The organism is Sphingobium soli (assembly GCF_020782245.1).
Classification (GTDB): Bacteria; Pseudomonadota; Alphaproteobacteria; order Sphingomonadales; family Sphingomonadaceae; genus Sphingobium; species Sphingobium soli.
Genome location: NZ_JAJGNP010000006.1, coordinates 106,638 through 126,039 on the forward strand (window position 1 = coordinate 106,638; position 19,402 = coordinate 126,039).

Consider the following 19,402-nt stretch of genomic DNA (forward strand, 5'->3'; position numbering starts at 1 on the left):
CGCGCCGCCGTGGTGGCGCGGGCATCCCCTGACCTGCGCCTGCGGGCTGCAAAGGCGAATCCTCATGTACCATCCCGCTGCGGACCAGTTTGACGATCAGACGACGGCCGAAGCCGACCCCACCGCCCACGTGCGTCGCGCTGGCACGTCGTCCAAACGGCTGATCGCAGGGACGACGCTGGTCGCCTATCCCGACTACCGCGCCACCAATCCTTACCAGGATGGGTTGTACCACTCCTTCGGAGCTGACCTGCGCGTTGAATATGGTCCGATCCAGCACGCCATCGACTTGATCGAGCGCTCCTCTGGCAGCCAGCCCGTATTGTTTCACCTGCACTGGCCCGACCCGCTTTTCGCCGACTGCACCGATCGGTTCGACTATCAAATCCGCGCGAGTGAGTTCCTGCACGCCATCCGCCTCTTTCAGGCGCGTGGCGGCGCGTTCCTATGGACGGTGCACAACAGCCTGCCGCACGAACCCATTTTCGAGGATCTGGCGCTGCATTTCCACGCGCGTCTGGCGGCCGCCGCGAACGTCATTCATGTGCATAGTGACGCCGCCATTGCCGAATTGCGCCGCCACTATGCGGTCGAGGAAAGCAAATGCATCATTGCGCCCCACGGCAGCTATGAAGGCTGTTATGGCCGCGCCTTCGATACTCATCAAAGCCGTCAGCTATTGGGACTGGAAAAGGTCGAAACGCTGATCCTTTGCTTCGGTCAGATCCGTTCCTACAAGGGCGTTGACGGGCTGGTCCGGGCCTTTCACGGGCTTGCCGCCCGACCAGACCGCGACCATGTCCACCTGCTGATCGCGGGCAAGGTCATGGGCGACTTTACCCCCGCCCACGCCCGCCTTCTGGAAGAAGCGCATCCCCAAATCCATGTGATGGACGGCTTTGCGCCCGACGCCAAATTGCCGCTGCTCTTCGGCGCCGCCGATGTCATCGCCCTGCCCTATCGGCAAACGCTGACCTCCGGTGCGCTGATGCTCGCGGCGCTCTATGGCAAGCCTGTGGTTGCGCCCCGTCTCCCGGCGCTGGACGCTGTCGACACAATCGGGCTGGGCGTCCGATATGATCCTGAAGCCCCCGACGCACTGGAAAGCGCCCTCGATCGCGCGTTGCGCCTGAACGATCGCCAAAAAGGGGCGATACGTCGCGCCGGTCGCACCTGGTCGAAGGCAATGTCGTGGGACCGGGTCAGTGCCGACTTTCACAATGCCATTGCAGAGCGGCTCACGCCCGATACTCGGCCTGTCGAGATAGACGGCGAGCTACGAACCCTGTCGGTGTTGCGACGGCCCCAACCGGAAAGGTCTTTGCTGGCGATCGGCCTGGTCAGCAATGATGGCCAAGATAATCTTGCCGCGCAGCTGACAGCATTGGCGAAGCTGCAAGCCGGGCGTCCGCACGTCTATCTGTTCGACTGCAATCCCCGGCATCGTCCCGATTTTGGGCTGCATGCGCGAGTCGATACCCTGCTGTCGATCGACGCGCCTATCGGGTTTGCCGCCGCGGCCAATAGGATGCTGGCACTCATGCGCGCGGACGGATGCGAACAGGCGTTGCTGCTCGATCCCACGCTGCATCTGGATGGCGATGCGCTGGACCATCTCCTGGCGCATCCCCGCCCGGACACGATGGTGGCGCCCCTGACACTCGGCGACAATGGCCACGTCGCCGCCGGCGGCTATCGTTGCTGCACCCAGTCTGATGGCCATGTGCATTTGGAGCCAATATTGGTTGGCGAAGATCCCCTGCTTGATCGCAGAGCCTATAAGGCGCAGGCATCCCCCGCCCCGCTGCTGATACCACTTACCCTGCTCGATCGCGTCGGCTTCCTCCCGGAAAAAGCGGTCACGCCGCAGGCGATCATGGACTGGACCCTGCGCGCCACGCGCCAGGGCATTCCCCTCGTCATAGAGCCATCAAGTCAGGCGCGGCCGGCCGTTGCCGACAATGCGTCACTCTTCCCCGGCATCGAAACCCTCTATCATGATGTCCGTGCGCAGGTTCAGCGGGCCCTGGCCCTTGCCTCACCGGCCGCGCGCGCAAGTCCCCGACTGGTCGCCGATCATGTCGAGCGGCGGCATATCGCGCCACTGCGCAAAGGCCTCGCCAAATCCCATGCCGACCTGCTCCCGCTTTGCGATCGCTGCGTTCGGGCAGGCGTCGAGGACGGCATGGCCGGGGTCACGGAAATGGTCGACGTGCCGGCACGGATCGACGCGGTCGCGCTGACGACCGAGGCGGCGTGCGAAGGTCGTATCGACCGAAAAAATGCTGCGCACCTGACCGGCTGGGCCGTAGAGCGTGGCAAAGACGGGACCCCCTGGCGTCCTGCCGCGCTTTGGCTGTTTCAAAATGGTCGGCCGCTCAAGCGCATCCTGCCACATCTGGACAGGGCCGATCTGGTCGCGGCAGGCTATGGAAGCGCGGCGGGCTTCGACTTTGCGATTCCGCGATCCCGTGATGGAGAACCCGAGCGCTTCGATCTTCGCTACGCCGCCAACGGCCGGCGCGTGCCCGTTTCGACAAGTCTCAAGGGCGATATTTGGCATATGTCGCCGCCTGCCACGACGGGCGTGAAGCCACGATTGAAGGCGATGCTGGAAAGCGTCGGCGATGGCCAACTCAAGGGCTGGGCGCTCGACCTTGCTCATCCCGACATTGCCCTTGCGCTCGACATATTCGTCGACAACGAACTGGTCGCGCGCGATGTCATGGCCGAAATTGACCGTCCTGACCTTCGCCGCGCGGGTCTGGGGGATGGTCGCCACGGCTTCAGCCTTCACCTTCCCAATCGCTTTCTGCTACGCGAAAGCCTGTCGATCGAACTGCGCCTGGCGGGAACCGCGACCAGCCTGACAAAGAAAAGTCTGGCGGTCGCCAATGATCCCCGCGGTTTTTCGCCCTATTCCTCGCTTGGCGACCATCTGCGGTGGGGCTTTTGTGAAGACCGAATGGGCGCGGGTCATGCAGACCATGCGCTGACGCTGCTCAGCCAGTTGGAATTGCAAAAACGTTTGCTGGTGGCGCGGGCGCAGGAGGCACAGGCCGACACATTCGTTTCGATCATCATGCCGGCGCTGAACCGCGCGGCCATCATCGGCGACGCGATCGCATCGGTATTGGCCCAGAGCCACGCGCATTTCGAACTCATCATCATCGATGACGGCAGCACCGACGACCTTCCCGCCGCTCTCGAACGATATCCCGATCCGCGCATCCTGCTGATTTCAAACGCCCGTACCGAAGGCGTATCCGCCGCCCGCAACCGAGGGCTGGACCGGGCATCGGGTGAGGTCATTGCCTATCTGGATTCCGACAATCGCTGGGACCCCGACTATCTGGCCGTCATGGTCAACGCCCTGGCTGACCATCGCGGCCATGCCTGCGCCTATGCCGGGCAATCCATATTCCAGGCCGTGACCAGCGCGGATGGCGCCGGACAGGAAGAACGCCGGGCCATCCGCCTTTGCCCCTTCAACCGCAGCCGCCTGGAAGAACGCAATTATATCGACCTGAATATCTTCGTGCATCGCCGCCATCTGGTGGCACTGCATGGCGGCTTTGACAAATCCCTGCGCCGGCTGGTCGATTGGGACCTGATCCTGCGGTATACGTGTGAGAGCCCGCCGTTGATGGTGCCAGCACTGCTCGGCACCTATCGCGCAGGGGCGGCCGACAACCAGATTACCGCGACGGAAGATTTCGCCCGCAACCGCCGCCGGCTTCGCATCGCCAGTCCGGCCAGCCGGATTGCGGGCAGCACGCAGGAACCAAGGCCGCTGGACATGCTCGTAAACGCCCGGTCATCGGCGGATCTGTCGGCCTGGGCGGTCGCCAACGCACGGCTGCGCGCGTCGGCCACCGGCATGGTCGCGGGCGTCTGGATGGAGGACGGCCGTACATTTGGCGCGTGGATCGATCCGCAAACGGGACAACTGGGTGATGCAACAATAGTCGACAGGATCGGCGCCCTGCTTCGCGACAATGAAATGGACAGGCCGATGCTCGTCATCGATAGCGCGCATGTGCTCAGTGCCGACTGGGCGAGCGCACTCGATCGCATATCGCCCGCGCGCAGCTATGCCGCCGCGACGGGCAGGCTTTACGGCCCATCGCGGCCGGGACGGTTTGGCAGCCTCTATCACGACATGACCCCCGAACGGATCAGCGCCGCCATTATCGAATGGAGCCTTGGCCCAGCGCTGCACGGCCAGTCCGTCGACCGCCCCCCAAAAGAATATGTCTTCATTCCAGTCGAACATATAAACCGCCTGAAGCTGTCCGCTTCGCTGTCCCGGTCCACTCCAGACATGCTGGACCATTATTTCGACTCCTTCGCGACGGAGCCGGTGTCCAGCCTTTATCTGCCCGACCTGATCGCCTGTCATCGCGATGATATTCCGCCCTGGGCCTGACGCGCCCGGTTAGCTTATTGAAGTCTTTACTCCGCCAAGGGTAGGAGAACGCAATCCTCCTTCACCGGAACCTGCGATGCGTCTCCTGCCTGCCCTGCCCTTGCTGCTGCTAGTCGCCCTGCCCCAGCCGGCCTTTGCTCAGGTCGCAGCGGCAGACAGCGGCGACACGGCATGGACACTGACCTGTTCCATCCTTCTGCTGGCCGCGGCGCTGCCTGGCGTGATGCTGCGTCATGCCGGGCTTGTGAATGTCCGCAACGCCCTGTCGGTGATGGCGCAGGGAACTGCGGTAGTGGCGATCGTTTCGCTGGCCTGGGCGATCGCGGGCTACAGCCTGATCTATGCACCCGGCGGCGGATGGATCGGCGGGACGACCAATCTGATGCTCGCTAATCTTGCGGCGCTGCGCGACGGGCTGACCATCCCGGAATCGGCGTTCGTCCTCTTCCAGATGGCCGCCGCATTGATTGCCGTATCGCTGCTGGTTGGCGCCGTTGCGGAACGCACACGTCTGGCCTGGTTCATGGGCTTTGCCCCTTTATGGTTGCTGATGGTCTATGTGCCCATCACTCATGCGATTTGGGCGGGCGGCTGGCTCGCGCAACTGGGCGTCATGGACTTTGCCGGCAGCCTCGTCGTCCACGCTTCGGCGGGCTGGTCCGCGCTGGCCCTTGCACTGATCGTCGGCGCTCGGCGGCAGCCTCCCGCCGCTGGCCACAGCCCGGTGCTGGCACTGGCGGGCGGTGGGTTGCTGTGGATCGGTCTGTCTGGACTGGTCGGCGGCTGGGCACTGGGCGCAACCGATGATGCGGCCACCGCGCTCCTCAACCATCATTTCGCCGCCTGCGGCGGCGCGCTGCTCTGGATCGCGACTGATCGCCTGGTTGGCGCGCGCAGCAGCGCCACGGGCGCGATGGCGGGCGCGCTTGCCGGCATCGCCGCCATCGCCGCCTCGGCCGCATTGGTGGGAAGCGGCGGCGCAATGCTCATCGGCGGGATCGCCGCTCTCTTATCCCGCCTGGGCTTGGCCGTTACGCAACGCTGGATCGACGATGCGGCGCAGATTTTCGTCATCCACGGCGTTGGCGGCCTGGCCGGGGCGCTTTTGCTGCCGCTTGGCGTCCTGCCGCTACTGGGGGGCGTGGGTTTCGAAGCGGGCATCAGCCTTACCGACGCGATCGTCGGCCAGCTCATCGGCATCATCGTCGTCGCGTTCTGGGCCATGGCGGGGAGCACAATCGTCGCTCTGGCCATATCGGTGATCATCCCGATGCGCGTTGCCGAACCGGTCGAGAATGAGGGGCTGGACGCTGCGCATCATGGCGAACAGAGCTGGGACTTCCGCTAAAGTCATGACCATCGCGGTCGGCATCTTCGCGCATCAGGAGGAGCGGCGGATCACCGCCTGTCTCGCATCGCTGCCGCTGGACCGACCGGACACGATTTTTCATGTCCTTATCAATGGCACGACGGACGGGACAGTCGATCGCGCCAAGGCAACCGCTGGCGGCCGAAACAATGTCATCGTCCACGACATTGCGCAGGGTGGAAAATCGCGAACCTGGAATCATTTTGTCCACGACCTGCTGAACGGCAAAGAGACAGTGATCGTCTTCATGGACGGCGACGCGGAAATCGCCCCCGGTTCGATCGACGCGCTCGTCGCTGCTCTTGCAAGTCATCCGTCTGCCAATGCAGCCGCCGGCATGCCGATGAACGGCCGCAAAGTGGAAATGTATCGCGCAGGCCTGCGCGCCGAAGGCGGCCTGTTCGGGGATCTTTATGCCCTGTCGGGTCGCTTCGTCGCGGCTATTCGGGCCAAGGATATTCGCCTGCCCGATGACCTCATTGGCGACGATGGAATGGTCGCGGCCTGGGCGCACACCGACCTTGAGGCAGACAGCCAATGGGAGCATGACCGGGTCATTGCCTGCGAAGAGGCAGGGTTTGTAGCGGAACAGGTCAGCCTCTGGCGACCATCGACCTGGATCATGCAATATAAGCGGCTGATCAACTATTCGGTGCGCTTCTATCAGAACCGGATCGTGTCTGACATCATGGCGCGTGAAGGCCCCGGCGGCCTGCCCTGCAGACTTGCAAGCCTCTATGGCCAATGGCTGCCACGCTGGAGGCCGCGGCCCGGTTTGACGGGCTGGTTCGATCGCAAGGCGCTCGCGCGGATGCGCAAGGCAGTGCAAGGCTGAAACGGATCGCGCCGCTCGGACCCGCTGATCCGAGCGGCGCGCACGGCCCCTGACGCTTTGGCTTTACGCTTTAGCGGTCGCGGCCTGCCAGTTCCTTGTTGATATACAGCGCCACCATGGTCGCGATCGCGCCCGAAAGCAGGTACACGCCAGAAGCGGCCAGGCCGAACTTGACCGAGAGCAGCAAGGCCACGAGTGGAGCAAAGCCCGCACCGACCAGCCACGCCAGGTCGGACGTCAGCGCGGAGCTGGTATAGCGCGCCTCCGTCGCGAAGTTGGACGCGACCACGCCGGAAGACTGGCCAAATGCCAGGCCCAGCAGCATGAAACCCAGGATCATGAAGGCGACTTCGCCCAGATCACCCCCGTTGAGCAAAAGCGGCGCCATGAGCGCGAAGACCGCGATCCCGCCGGCCGACCAGCCCAGCAGCGAGCGCCGCCCGATCTGGTCGGCAACGAAACCCGAAACGACGATCGCCAACAGCCCCACCGCAGCCCCGATCATCTCGATCACCAGGAAGCGCTCGATCGGCTGATCGGTATAGAGCGCGATCCAGGACAGCGGAAACACTGTCACCATATGGAACAGGGCGAAACTGGCGAGCGGCGCAAAGGCGCCGATGACAATGTTGCGGCCTTCGCGCTTGACGGTCGGGAGAACCGGCGAGGGAACCAGATCGCGCTGCTCGAACAAGCGTTCAAACTCATGGGTCACGACGATGCGCAGGCGCGCAAAAAGGGCCACCACGTTGATCGCGAACGCGACGAAGAAGGGGTAGCGCCAGCCCCAGCTGAGGAAATCGGCTTTCGACAGGGTGAGCAGGAAGAAGGCGAACAGGCCGCTCGCCACCAGCAGCGCCAGGGGCGCGCCTAGCTGCGGCACCATGGCGTACCATCCGCGCTGATGCTGCGGCGCGTTGAGCGAAAGGAGCGAGGCGAGGCCATCCCATGTGCCGCCAAGCGCAAGGCCCTGCGCCGCCCGTAAAATGACAAGGACGACCGCGGCATAATGGCCAATCGTCTCATATCCTGGTAGGAAGGCGATCGCCACGGTGGAGCTGCCAAGCAGGAACAAGGCGGCGGTAAGCTTCGTGCCGCGACCATAGCGACGGTCGATCGCCATGAAGATCAGCGATCCGATCGGCCGTGTGATGAAAGCGACCGCAAAGATAGCGAAGGAATAGAGCGTCCCGGTCAGCGCATCGACATAAGGGAAGACCAGGCTGGGGAACACGATCACCGAAGCGATGGCGTAAACGAAGAAGTCGAAAAATTCGGAGGTGCGACCGATGATCACACCGATGGAAATATCCCCCGGCGCAACCTTGTGGTCGCGCGCATTGATCCTGCGCGCGTCATCCTCAAGTGACGTGGAGGTGAAGGCTATGGCCCCTGAACTCATCTACATCCGCTCCTTGGCTGGGCCGCCGGTGCGGTATGCTCGTCTTCCAGCGGCCAGGGAATGGCAACATAACAGAAAACCGACAGAGTCTAAGCAGTATCCCAGGCCAGACAGAATTTTTGCGCCTGCACAGCTTTGGACAAATTGCCCACTGGCCGACTCAGACGTGACAGGCTAGGCGCGCGCCATGTCACAGCCACACTCTCCGCTAAGGATCAGGCTTTTGCGCTGGTCCGCTCCGATTCTGGCAGCGCCGCTCGCGGGCTGTAACTGGGTCGTGATGAACCCGTCGGGCGATATTGCACTGCAACAGCGCGACCTGATCCTGATTTCGACGGCGCTGATGCTGCTGATCGTGCTGCCGGTCATGGCGCTCGTCGTCGTCTTCGCCATGCGCTATCGCGCGACCAACAAGGCGACCGATGCCGACTATGATCCCGATTGGGATCACAGCACCAAGCTGGAACTGCTGATCTGGTCGGCGCCGCTGCTGATCATCATCGCGCTGGGCGCGCTGACCTGGGTCAGCACGCACAAGCTGGACCCCTATCGGCCGCTCGACCGGATCGACGCGAAGACCGCTGTCGATCCCAAGGTCAAGCCGATGACAGTGGAAGTCGTGGCGCTCGACTGGAAATGGCTGTTTATCTATCCCGACCTTGGCGTTGCGACCGTCAACGAGTTGGTTCTGCCCACCAATGTGCCGGTGCGTTTCGACATCACCGCATCGACCGTCATGAACAGCTTTTACGTTCCTGAACTGGCGGGCCAGATCTACGCTATGCCGGGGATGAAGACGCAGTTGCATGCCGTCGCCAACAAGCCCGTCACGGGCACCGGCTTTTCCGCCAATTATTCGGGCGCTGGCTTCACCCATATGCGCTTCGCGTACAAGGCAATGGACAAGGCCGGGTTCGACGCCTGGGCGGCGCAGGTCAGGGCCAGCAAGGTCTCGCTCGATCGCAATGTCTATCTGGCCCTCGCCAGGCCCAGCGAAAAGGCCCCGGTCGCCTATTTCGGCGCGACCGACCCCAAGCTGTTCGATGCCATCGTCAACCTGTGCCCCAAGCCCGGCCAGCGTTGCATGAGCGAGCTTATGCACGTCGACATGATGGGCGGTGCAGGCAAGGAATCGGCGCACGACACGCAGGGCCTGCAATATGACTTCCCCAACAGCCATGTGATCGAACAGAGCGACCAGAATAAGGGGCAGGAAACCGCCCCCGACGCGCCTGGCGCACCCGGTCCGCACCAAGAACCGGCGATCGACCACAGCAACCACAGCGGCGCTGACGCGCACGCGCAGCATCGGTAAGGCCCATGACTGGTACACTCACAACAACCCAGATGATCTTCGGTCGTCTGACCTGGGACAGTTTCCCATGGCATGAACCGATCGTCGTCGCGACCTTCTGCGCCGTCGTCCTGGGCGGCGCGGCGGTGGTCGGCGCGCTCACTTATTTCCGCCTGTGGGGCTATCTCTGGAAGGAATGGTTCACCAGCGTCGATCACAAGAAGATCGGCATCATGTACATGGTGCTGGGCCTCATCATGTTCCTGCGCGGCTTTGCCGACGCCATCATGATGCGCCTGCAACAGGCCTGGGCCTTCAACGGTTCCGAAGGCTATCTGAACGCCCACCATTATGACCAGGTGTTCACCGCGCACGGCGTCATCATGATCTTTTTCGTGGCCATGCCCTTCATCACGGGCCTCATGAACTATATCGTCCCGCTCCAGATCGGCGCGCGCGACGTCAGCTTCCCCTTCCTCAACAATTTCAGCTTCTGGATGACGACGGGCGGCGCGGTGCTGGTGATGTGTTCGCTGTTCCTGGGCGAATTCGCCCAGACCGGGTGGCTCGCCTATCCGCCGCTGTCGGGCATAGACTACAGCCCGGCCACCGGCGTCGACTATTATATCTGGGCGCTGCAGGTGGCGGGCGTCGGCACGACATTATCGGGCATTAACCTGATCGCGACCATCGTCAAGATGCGCGCGCCGGGCATGAGCCTCATGAAGATGCCCGTCTTCACCTGGACGTCGCTGTGCGCGAACGTGCTAATCGTCGCATCCTTCCCGATCCTGACCGCCACCCTGGTCCTGCTCTCGCTCGACCGCTATGTTGGCACAAACTTCTTCACGAACGACTTCGGCGGCAACCCGATGATGTACGTGAACCTGATCTGGATCTGGGGTCATCCCGAAGTCTACATCCTCATCCTGCCGCTCTTCGGCGTCTTCTCGGAAGTCGTGTCCACCTTCTGCAGCAAGCGCCTGTTCGGCTATACCTCCATGGTCTACGCCACCTGCACCATCATGGTGCTGTCCTATCTTGTCTGGCTGCACCACTTCTTCACCATGGGATCGGGCGCCAGCGTCAACAGCTTCTTCGGCATCACGACGATGATCATCTCGATCCCGACGGGTGCGAAGCTGTTCAACTGGCTCTTCACCATGTATCGCGGCCGCATCCGGTTCGAATTGCCGATGATGTGGGCGGTTGCCTTCATGCTGACCTTCACCGTCGGTGGCATGACCGGCGTCCTGCTTGCGGTGCCGCCTGCGGACTTCGTGCTCCACAATTCCCTGTTCCTGATCGCGCACTTCCATAATGTGATCATCGGCGGCGTGCTGTTCGGCCTGTTCGCGGCGATCAACTATTGGTGGCCCAAGGCGTTCGGTTTCCGCCTGAACCAGTTCTGGGGCAAGGTCAGCTTCTGGTGCTGGAACATCGGTTTCTGGCTGGCCTTCGGTCCGCTCTATGTCCTGGGCCTGATGGGCGTCACCCGCCGCATGCGCGTGTTCGACGATCCGTCGCTGCAAATCTGGTTCGTCATCGCCGCGATCGGCGCCGCCATCATCGCAGCGGGCATCGGCGCCATGCTCATCCAGTTCGCCTGGTCGATCTGGAAGCGCAAGGAACTGGCGGTCGAGGGCGATCCCTGGGATGGGCGCACGCTCGAATGGGCGACCAGTTCGCCACCGCCGGAATATAATTTTGCCTTCACGCCGGTCGTCCACGACGCCGACAGCTGGGCGGATATGAAGAAGCACGGCTATCAGCGCCCCGTCACCGGCTTCAAGGCGATCCACATGCCCAGCAGCACCGGCACCGGCGTCATCCTCGCCGCCCTGTCGACGCTCTGCGGCTTTGCCCTCATCTGGTACATCTGGTGGCTGGCAGGGCTTGGCTTCATCGGCATCGTGGCGGTCGCGATCGCCCATACCTTCAACTACAAGCGCGACTTCTACATTCCCGTAGAGGAAGTGACGCGCACCGAGGAAGAGCGTACGCGCATCCTCGCGGCGGGAGTCTGATCCATATGAGCAGCGCAACTGCAAACGCGCCAGCGGAGCCTCGGGCCTATCATCTGCCCGAGGAACCCCACCTCCACGAAGGCCACAGCACCATGCTGGGCTTCTGGATGTATCTGATGAGCGACTGCCTCATCTTCGCCATCCTGTTCGCCACCTATGCGGTGCTCGGCGGCAGCTATGCCGGCGGGCCGGGTCCCAAGGACCTGTTCGATCTCAACCTCATCGCGCTCAACACCGCGATGCTGCTGTTTTCATCCATCACCTATGGCTTTGCCATGCTGGCGATGGAAAAGAACCGCATCAGCGCGACGCAGGGCTGGCTGTTCGTCACCCTGTTGTTCGGCGGCGCCTTCCTCTTCATTGAACTCTATGAATTTTCGCACCTGATCCATGAAGGCGCAGGCCCGACGCGCTCGGCCTTCCTGTCGTCCTTCTTCACGCTGGTCGGCACGCACGGCCTGCACGTCACCTTCGGATCGATCTGGCTGGTGACATTGATGGTCCAGGTCGCGAAGAAAGGCCTCATTCCCGCCAACAAGCGCCGCCTGATGTGCCTGTCGATGTTCTGGCACTTTCTCGACGTCATCTGGATCGGCGTCTTCACCTTTGTCTATCTGATGGGAGTCCTGCGGTGAGCGACGCCGTCCACAGCCACAACGCCCATGGACATGGGGCTGATCATCATGACGATCATCATGAAGAAGGCGCGCATGGCAGCTTTCGCAGCTACATGATCGGCTTTGCCCTGTCGGTCATACTGACGGCCATCCCCTTCTGGCTGGTGATGACCGGGACGCTGGCCGATGCGCAGGTCACCGGCTTCATCATCCTGGCCTTCGCAGCGGTCCAGGTGGTCGTGCACATGATCTACTTCCTGCACATGAACAGCCGCGTCGAAGGCGGCTGGTCGTTCATGGCGATGATGCTGACCATCGTGCTGGTCGTCATCGTCCTGTCGGGCTCGATGTGGGTCATGTATCACCTCAATGCGAACATGATGCCGCATGCCGACATGCAGATGGATATGGGTTCGACGCAGGAAATGCGTATGTCCAACGAAATGAGCGAGATGCCGTGATATCGCCCGAGACCGGGGAGCGCCGCCGGCGGTCCCCGGGCTTCCTGATCGGCCTGACGCTGATCGCCCTGCTTCTCTTTTCCGGATTCTGCGCCCTGGGCGCGTGGCAGGTCCAGCGCCTCGGCTGGAAGCGGGACCTCATCGCCCGGGTGGATACCCGGATCCATGCCACACCCGTGCCCGCTCCCGCCAAAGCCGATCCATCCGACGAATATCGGCATATATTTGCAACCGGCACCTTCCTTCATGATCGCAGCACATTGGTTCAGGCAGCGACGGTCCGCGGCGCGGGCTATTGGGTCCTTACCCCCTTGCGGCAGCGGGACGGCGCGCTTCTAGTGATCAATCGCGGTTTTGTGCCGCCCGATGCGAAGACCCGGTATGATCGTCCCGCAGGGCAAGTGACGGTGACGGGCCTGCTGCGCCTGTCCGAACCGGGCGGTGGTTTCTTGCGCGCCAATGATCCATCCAACGATCGCTGGTATTCGCGCGACATTGCCGCGATCGCCACCGCGCGGCGGCTGGCGCCAGCCGTCACCAGCTATTTCATTGATGCGCAGGCTGAACCCTTCCCCGACCGGTTGCCCGTCGGGGGGCTGACCGTGGTCCGCTTTCCCAACAACCACCTGCAATATGCCATCACCTGGTTCGCTCTGGCGATCATGACGGTTGCAGCCTACATCATCGTCATGCGGCACACGGCAACCGACAAGCGCCCATGACCAGCCCCGCGCCGACCCGCGCGCGCTGGCTCCCGAGCCGCTGGCCGGCCGACGCCGCCGGGCGCAAGAATATGGTCCTGCTGGTCCAGTTGCGCTGGATCGCCATTGCCGGTCAAATCGCCACCATCTTGCTGGTGCATTTTGGCATGGGCATCCGCCTGCCGATCCTGCCCATGCTCGTCGTCCCCTGCATCGCAGCGGCCATGAATTTGGGCAGCATATTGGTTGTGCGCGGGCGCACCGATATCAGCCATGCCGAATTGTTCCTCGCCCTCCTCTTCGATGTCGTGGCTTTGACAACGCAGCTTTATCTCAGCGGCGGGGCGACCAATCCCTTCATCTCCCTCTATCTGGTGCAGGTGGCGCTCGGCGCCATGCTGCTGCATCATTGGAGCGCGTGGGGCATCGTGGCCATGTCGGCGCTCTGCGCTGCCGGGCTGACCTTCGTCTACCGGCCGCTCGACCTTACCGAAATGCTCGAAGGCCGTTTGTTCGACCTGCATATCCTTGGCACCTGGGTCTGTTTCGTGATGATCGCGGTGCTGCTGGTGCTGTTCATGACCCGCATCAACCGCAATCTGCAGGATCGCGAAACCTATATGGCCAAGATGCGGCAACATGCGGCGGAAGAAGAGCATATCGTTCGCATGGGGCTGCTCGCGTCGGGTGCCGCGCATGAACTGGGCACGCCGCTGGCGCAACTGGCCGTGGTGCTGGGCGACTGGCGACACATGCCCGAAATCAACCGCCATCCGACCCTTATGGAAGAGGTTGGCGAGATGCAGGCCGCCGTGCAGCGCTGCAAAACGATCCTCAGCGGCATCCTTCTGTCCGCGGGCGAAGCGCGCGGCGAAGCGCCGATGGTAACCGACGTGCGCGCGTTCATCGACCACATCGCCCAGCAATGGCGTGATGCCAATCCTGACCTGCCGCTGCGCTGCGATTTCGGCCCGCATGATTATCCGCGCATCATCGCCGATCCGGTCATCCGCCAAGCCGTGACCAATCTTCTCGACAATGCGCGCGAAGCCGGGGCGACCTATATCAATCTGATGGTCAGCCGGGACAGGGAATGGCTCCACATGGCGGTCCGCGACAATGGGCGGGGCTTCAGCACGGATATGCTGGCCGACTTCGGCAAGCCCTATCGATCGAGCAAGGATCGGCAGGGCAGCGGCCTTGGCCTGTTTCTGGTCGTGAATGTGGTGCGCAAACTGGGCGGCCGCGTGGACGCCAGCAATGGCGCGGACGGCGGCGCGATGGTCCAGATGCGTCTACCGCTTTCGACCGTCGCTCTGGAGGAGGATGGCGATGTCGACTGACAAGCAATTGCTGATCGTGGAGGATGACGAAGGATTTGCGCGCACGCTGAAGCGCTCCTTTGAGCGGCGGGGCTACGACGTCTTGTCGGCCAACAGCCTGGAGACGGTGACGGTCCTGCTGGCGTCACACCGCCCTGGCTTTGCCGTCGTCGATCTCAAGCTTGGCGCGCAATCGGGCCTTGCCTGCGTCCAGGCGCTGCACGCGCATGATCCTGCCATGGTGATCGTGGTCCTGACAGGCTTTGCCAGCATTGCGACGGCTGTCGAAGCAATCAAGCTGGGTGCCACCAACTATCTCGCCAAACCCTCCAACAGCGACGATATAGAGGCCGCTTTCGCGCGTTCGGACGGAAACCCGGATGCGCCGCTCGCCCCTCGGCCAACCAGTATCAAGACGCTGGAATGGGAGCATATCCACGAAGTGCTCAAGGATAGCGACTTCAACATATCGGAGGCGGCCCGGCGCCTGGGCATGCATCGCCGCACACTCGCGCGCAAGCTCGCCAAGCGTCAGGTCGGCTAGACAAGGCCGGATCGTTGTTCCGCCACTGACGTTATGGTTGGATGCCGACAGGCGCAAAGGGGGACAGCATGGCCGACATGTTCAAGACATGGCGCAAGGCGACACGGCTGGCGCAGAAGCGGCGCCCGATTTCAGCAGCTTTGGCCTTACAGGATTTGTTCAAGCCCGCCGCTTCGGCGCGCGTTCGCAAGCGGTCCAAGCCGCAACCAGGCCCCCAGGAAACGCGGCCGAACCCAGGCAGTTTTATCACCGCAAAGCATAAGAGCCGATATGGCGTCATCGCCTACCGTCTTTACACTCCGGTCGGCTCGTCCCGGCGTCGCATGCCGCTGCTCGTCATGCTGCACGGCTGCACCCAGACGGCGGAAGACTTTGCGACAGGCACGCGCATGAATCAGCTCGCCGACGAGCTTGGCGTGCTGGTGCTCTATCCCGAACAGTCGCAGAAGGCCAATTTCGCGCGCTGCTGGAATTGGCACACACCCGAAAATCAAAGTGCAGGCGCTGGTGAAGCCGGCATGATCGCTTCGCTGACGCGCCACGTCATCGGCCTTTGCAACGCTAATCCTGCCCGCATCTATATTGCCGGCATATCGGCAGGCGGCGCGGCCGCGGCGATCATCGGCGCCGCCTATCCTCGGCTATATGTTGCGATCGGCGTCCATTCCGGCGTTGCTGTGGGAGATATCCAGACCCTGCGATCGGCGCTGACGGCCATGCAAGGCAAGGGGGGCGCGCGGCCAACGGGCAAGCTTCCGCGGCAATTGCCCACCATCGTCTTTCACGGCGATCAGGACAAGGTCGTACACCCGTCCAATGCCGGAGGCTTCCTGCATAATCTGGAACGCGCCGCCATGGGACCGCTGACGCTGCGGACCGTAACGGGCATGTCCGACGGCGGCCGCGCCTTCACGCGCCGTGTCTTTCAGGGTCGAGCGGGAAGCGCCTTGTTAGAGGAATGGATCGTCCACGGTAGCGGCCATGGCTGGTCGGGCGGCAGTCCGCTGGGGTCGCATACCGATCCTGCCGGACCGGATGCATCGCGCGAGATGCTGCGCTTCTTTCTCGCTCGCAGACGGGGCGTCTGACCTGCTCCCCACCTCCATAAACCGGCAGCGATCGGCCACTAGACACCGCAGGTCCGCCGCGCTGGCGCTTCCGAAAGAAACCGTGAGATTGGAGCGGGTGAGGGGAATCGAACCCCCGTCGTCAGCTTGGGAAGCTGCTGCTCTACCATTGAGCTACACCCGCGAGGCTGAAGCTCAATGGCGCAGCGGCCCGATACTGTCAACGGGCGTCATATGGGGCGTTGGCGTCCTTGTCCGGGATCGCGCCGCGCCGGCCGATATTCCATCCGGCAAGGCGATGGCCGGCCAAAGCCGCTTCGAGCGGAGAGGATGCGGCGAGCCGGGCATGAAGATAGCCGGCATTGAACGCATCGCCCGCGCCACTCGAATCGACCACGTCAATCCGGCGTGGTGGAGGGACCTGCTGGCCATCGACCAGACACCCGTCGCCGCCCAGCTTCACGATGATTTCACGCCCCTCGCCCGCGCCCCAGCGGGCAGCCGCGTCGGCCGCGTCGTCGGCCTCGCCCATCTCGACCTCGTCGGCCAGCGTGGGCAAGCCCATATCCGCCATCGCGATCGCGCGATCCCTCCAGTGCCGCGCCGTCGCTACATCGGGCCAGAGCCGCGCCCGGTAATTACCGTCGAACGCCACGCGCCCGCCATTGGCCCGCACTTGTTCGCACAGCGCCAGCAGCGCTTCGCGCCCTTCATCGGGAAGAATGGCCAGCGTGATGAGCGAGAAGTAGAGCAGGTCAGACTGCGCCGCTTTTGCCACCATCATATCGCTGTCGGGCAAGGCGAACATGCGCCGCGCGGCCGCTTCACTGCGCCAATAGTGAAAGCTGCGTTCACCCGCGGCATCCGTCTCGATCGCATACAGGCCGGGCAGGCGATCGGCCGCAGCCAGAACGAGCTGCGTATCCACGCCTTCCGCCTGCCATTGCGCGATAAGATGCGCGCTCATCGGATCGGTGCCAAGCGCGCTCGCCAACCGAACCTTATCCCCGAAACGGGCAAGATGAACGGCCGTATTGATGACGTCCCCGCCATAGCGCAAATTCCAGCTGTCGCCGTCACCATGGCTGAGTTCCAGCATCGCTTCGCCGATGACCGTGATGACCGTCCCTGCCTTCATTTCCATGCCTTGGCTGCTCCTTGATCCGCGCCTGCGTGGTGGGCAGAGGTGGTCGCCAAGTCAAGTCGCCTTGCCCGGCGCACCCGCATCTCGACGGGAACGATCGGGGACACGGGACGTTTTGCTCAGGCAAAAGCAGGTTCGCTCGGGCCAGCGAACCATAAGGGGACTAAATGAACACCCTCCCATCGGAATATAGCGGCAACCGGTTTGAATTATTGGTGCAGAGCGTGACGGATTATGCGATCTTCATGCTGGATACCGATGGCCGGATTGCCAGCTGGAATGCCGGCGCGCGCCGCTTCAAAGGCTATGAGCCCGACGAGATTATCGGCCAGCATTTTTCCCGCTTCTACACACCCCAGGATCAGGCCGCAGGGATACCCGCAGCCGCGCTGGCGACGGCACAGCAGGAAGGGCGATTTGAAGCCGAAGGCTGGCGCGTGCGCAAGGACGGCACCCATTTCTGGGCCAATGTCGTGATCGATCCCATCCGTGATACCGATGGGCGATTGCTGGGCTTCGCAAAGGTCACGCGCGATCTGACCGAACGTCGCGCGGCGGACGAAGCGCTGCGCAAAAGCGAGGAGCGGTTTCGCCTGCTGGTCGAGAGCGTATCAGACTACGCCATTTACATGCTCGACCCCGTCGGGACCATCACGAGCTGGAACATGGGCGCCGAGCGCGCCAAGGGCTATAAGACGGATGAGATTCTGGGCAAGAATTTCGCCCTTTTCTATTCGGAGGATGATCGCATTGCTGGCCTTCCTTCCCGCGCCCTGCACAGCGCCGAGCGCGATGGCCGGTTCGAATCGGAAGGCTGGCGCATCCGCAAGGATGGCAGCCGCTTCTGGGCCAATGCCGTTATTGACGCCATACGCGATTCCGCAGGACAGCTGATCGGATTTGCCAAGGTCACGCGTGACCTGACCGAAAGGCGCGAATCCCAGCTGGCGCTGGAGGATGCCCGCGCAGCGATCATGCAGGCGCAGAAAATGGACGCAATCGGCAAATTAACGGGCGGCGTCGCGCATGACTTCAATAATCTGCTTGCCGTGATCGTCGGTAGTCTCGAGCTGGCCCGGATGCGCCTTGCCAAAGGCGGCGACATAGAACGTTTCCTGGACAATGCCATGGCTGCGGCAGACCGGGGCGCCACCTTGACGCAACGCATGCTCGCCTTTGCCAGACGGCAGGAATTGAAGCTGCAAAGCGTCGATTGCCTGGCGCTGGTCCACGGCATGACCGACATGCTGCAAAGCAGCGTCGGACCGGGCATCATCATCGACAGTCTGTTCCCGAAAAGCCTTGCGCCCGCTCATGCCGACACCGGCCAACTGGAAATGGCCTTACTGAACCTGGTGGTCAATGCGCGCGATGCGATGCCCGACGGCGGGCGGATCCTGATCAGCGCCAGTGAGATGCTGACGGCGCAGGGGACCGTTCCAGGCCTTGCGAGCGGCACCTACGTCAAGCTGTCGGTGATCGACGAAGGCCAGGGCATGGACAGCGCGACGCTGGAACAGGCTCGCGAGCCGTTCTTCACGACCAAGGGCGTCGGCAAGGGCACGGGCCTTGGCCTTTCTATGGTCCACGGCTTTGTCGAACAATGCGGTGGCGCGCTGACCATCGAAAGCACCGTCGGCGCAGGCACGACCGTCTCGCTATGGTTGCCCGTCTCGCAGGAGGAAGAGACATCGATCGTCGGGACCGACACCCCGGAAGGCCCACTGATGCAGACTCCGCTCGTGATCCTGGCGGTCGACGACGACGACCTGGTCCTGACAAACACGGCTGGCATGCTGGAGGATCTGGGACACACCGTGTTTCGGGCCGGAAGTGCGGCCGACGCGTTGCGCATGCTCGAACAATCCCGCATCGACATGGTGGTCACCGATCATGCCATGCCCGGCATGACGGGCGCGCAGTTGGCCGACGCCATCGAGGAGGCCCATCCTCACCTTCCCGTCATTATCATCACCGGCTTTGCCGAACTGCCAGCCCATTCCAGCAGCCGGCCAAGACTGGACAAACCCTTCCGCCAGGCGCAACTGGCTCGCCTGGTCAATCAGGTCGGCGCACTTTCCTCAGGGAAAGAGCGCATCTCGTTTGGCCCATCGACCGATCCACTTTAACGACAATCATTGTCCCTGATCTTGCCGCAAGACGGCAATTTCACCGCATAGCGCTCAGAAA

Annotated in this window: 14 protein-coding genes and 1 tRNA gene; 12 read left to right on the top strand and 3 right to left on the bottom strand. The window is 62.8% G+C overall.

From position 1 onward, the window contains the following. Positions 1-64: 64 nt before the first annotated feature. The 3 genes from LL253_RS09885 to LL253_RS09895 all read left to right on the top strand — a co-directional run bounded on the left by LL253_RS09885 (position 65) and on the right by LL253_RS09895 (position 6,633). The gene (locus tag LL253_RS09885; protein ID WP_228227075.1) at positions 65-4,429 is read left to right on the top strand and encodes a glycosyltransferase; all 4,365 of its coding nucleotides are present in this window, start codon (positions 65-67) and stop codon (positions 4,427-4,429) included. Positions 4,430-4,505: 76 nt separating this feature from the next. Continuing rightward, entirely contained in the window at positions 4,506-5,777 is a 1,272-nt protein-coding gene (locus LL253_RS09890) for an ammonium transporter (protein WP_228227076.1), read from the top strand. Between the two features lie 4 nt (positions 5,778-5,781). Beyond that, positions 5,782-6,633, top strand: a complete 852-nt coding sequence (locus LL253_RS09895) for a glycosyltransferase family 2 protein (RefSeq protein WP_228227077.1) — start codon at positions 5,782-5,784, stop codon at positions 6,631-6,633. A 70-nt stretch (positions 6,634-6,703) separates the two neighbouring features. Here LL253_RS09895 and LL253_RS09900 read toward each other — a convergent pair whose 3' ends face one another. Further along, positions 6,704-8,035 (bottom strand): MFS transporter, encoded by a 1,332-nt coding sequence (locus LL253_RS09900; protein WP_009822016.1) that lies wholly within the window; start codon positions 8,033-8,035, stop codon positions 6,704-6,706. 187 nt (positions 8,036-8,222) lie between these two features. Between LL253_RS09900 and cyoA the strand changes: the two genes are divergently transcribed. From cyoA to LL253_RS09940, 8 genes are all read left to right on the top strand, one after another. Next, positions 8,223-9,350 carry a ubiquinol oxidase subunit II gene (gene cyoA / locus LL253_RS09905; protein WP_228227078.1) on the top strand — a complete coding sequence of 376 codons (1,128 nt, stop codon included), beginning with the start codon at positions 8,223-8,225 and terminating at the stop codon, positions 9,348-9,350. Between the two features lie 5 nt (positions 9,351-9,355). After that, positions 9,356-11,356, top strand: coding sequence for a cytochrome o ubiquinol oxidase subunit I (gene cyoB / locus LL253_RS09910; RefSeq protein ID WP_037542334.1), 2,001 nt, complete (start codon positions 9,356-9,358; stop codon positions 11,354-11,356). Positions 11,357-11,361: 5 nt separating this feature from the next. Beyond that, on the top strand, positions 11,362-11,991 hold the full coding sequence (gene cyoC / locus LL253_RS09915; protein WP_021224799.1) for a cytochrome o ubiquinol oxidase subunit III: 630 nt from the start codon (positions 11,362-11,364) through the stop codon (positions 11,989-11,991). Beyond that, positions 11,988-12,434, top strand: a complete 447-nt coding sequence (gene cyoD / locus LL253_RS09920) for a cytochrome o ubiquinol oxidase subunit IV (RefSeq protein WP_228227079.1) — start codon at positions 11,988-11,990, stop codon at positions 12,432-12,434. The genes cyoC and cyoD overlap by 4 nt, the downstream gene beginning before the upstream one ends. Further along, entirely contained in the window at positions 12,431-13,156 is a 726-nt protein-coding gene (locus LL253_RS09925) for an SURF1 family protein (RefSeq protein ID WP_228227080.1), read from the top strand. The genes cyoD and LL253_RS09925 overlap by 4 nt, the downstream gene beginning before the upstream one ends. Further along, complete coding sequence (locus LL253_RS09930; protein ID WP_228227081.1) at positions 13,153-14,478, top strand: ATP-binding protein; 1,326 nt, start codon at positions 13,153-13,155, stop codon at positions 14,476-14,478. Before LL253_RS09925 ends, LL253_RS09930 begins: the two co-directional genes overlap by 4 nt. After that, on the top strand, positions 14,468-15,001 hold the full coding sequence (locus LL253_RS09935; protein WP_228227082.1) for a response regulator transcription factor: 534 nt from the start codon (positions 14,468-14,470) through the stop codon (positions 14,999-15,001). The genes LL253_RS09930 and LL253_RS09935 overlap by 11 nt, the downstream gene beginning before the upstream one ends. Positions 15,002-15,069: 68 nt before the next feature. Continuing rightward, entirely contained in the window at positions 15,070-16,089 is a 1,020-nt protein-coding gene (locus LL253_RS09940) for an extracellular catalytic domain type 1 short-chain-length polyhydroxyalkanoate depolymerase (protein ID WP_228227083.1), read from the top strand. 89 nt (positions 16,090-16,178) lie between these two features. Here LL253_RS09940 and LL253_RS09945 read toward each other — a convergent pair. Further along, positions 16,179-16,252 (bottom strand) — tRNA-Gly (locus tag LL253_RS09945). Positions 16,253-16,288: 36 nt separating this feature from the next. Further along, the gene (locus LL253_RS09950) at positions 16,289-17,212 is read right to left on the bottom strand and encodes a sugar kinase (protein ID WP_228227084.1); all 924 of its coding nucleotides are present in this window, start codon (positions 17,210-17,212) and stop codon (positions 16,289-16,291) included. Positions 17,213-17,379: 167 nt separating this feature from the next. Between LL253_RS09950 and LL253_RS09955 the strand changes: the two genes are divergently transcribed. Continuing rightward, positions 17,380-19,341: a hybrid sensor histidine kinase/response regulator gene (locus tag LL253_RS09955; protein ID WP_009822054.1), complete on the top strand. Its 1,962-nt coding sequence runs from the start codon at positions 17,380-17,382 to the stop codon at positions 19,339-19,341. Positions 19,342-19,402 lie beyond the last annotated feature (61 nt).

Coding starts and splice junctions, on each gene's coding strand:
- LL253_RS09885 (WP_228227075.1), top strand. CDS start 65: ATGTACCATCCCGCTGCGGACCAGTTTGACGATCAGACGACGGCCGAA.
- LL253_RS09890 (WP_228227076.1), top strand. CDS start 4,506: ATGCGTCTCCTGCCTGCCCTGCCCTTGCTGCTGCTAGTCGCCCTGCCC.
- LL253_RS09895 (WP_228227077.1), top strand. CDS start 5,782: ATGACCATCGCGGTCGGCATCTTCGCGCATCAGGAGGAGCGGCGGATC.
- LL253_RS09900 (WP_009822016.1), bottom strand. CDS start 8,035: ATGAGTTCAGGGGCCATAGCCTTCACCTCCACGTCACTTGAGGATGAC.
- cyoA (WP_228227078.1), top strand. CDS start 8,223: ATGTCACAGCCACACTCTCCGCTAAGGATCAGGCTTTTGCGCTGGTCC.
- cyoB (WP_037542334.1), top strand. CDS start 9,356: ATGACTGGTACACTCACAACAACCCAGATGATCTTCGGTCGTCTGACC.
- cyoC (WP_021224799.1), top strand. CDS start 11,362: ATGAGCAGCGCAACTGCAAACGCGCCAGCGGAGCCTCGGGCCTATCAT.
- LL253_RS09930 (WP_228227081.1), top strand. CDS start 13,153: ATGACCAGCCCCGCGCCGACCCGCGCGCGCTGGCTCCCGAGCCGCTGG.
- LL253_RS09935 (WP_228227082.1), top strand. CDS start 14,468: ATGTCGACTGACAAGCAATTGCTGATCGTGGAGGATGACGAAGGATTT.
- LL253_RS09940 (WP_228227083.1), top strand. CDS start 15,070: ATGGCCGACATGTTCAAGACATGGCGCAAGGCGACACGGCTGGCGCAG.
- LL253_RS09950 (WP_228227084.1), bottom strand. CDS start 17,212: ATGGAAATGAAGGCAGGGACGGTCATCACGGTCATCGGCGAAGCGATG.
- LL253_RS09955 (WP_009822054.1), top strand. CDS start 17,380: ATGAACACCCTCCCATCGGAATATAGCGGCAACCGGTTTGAATTATTG.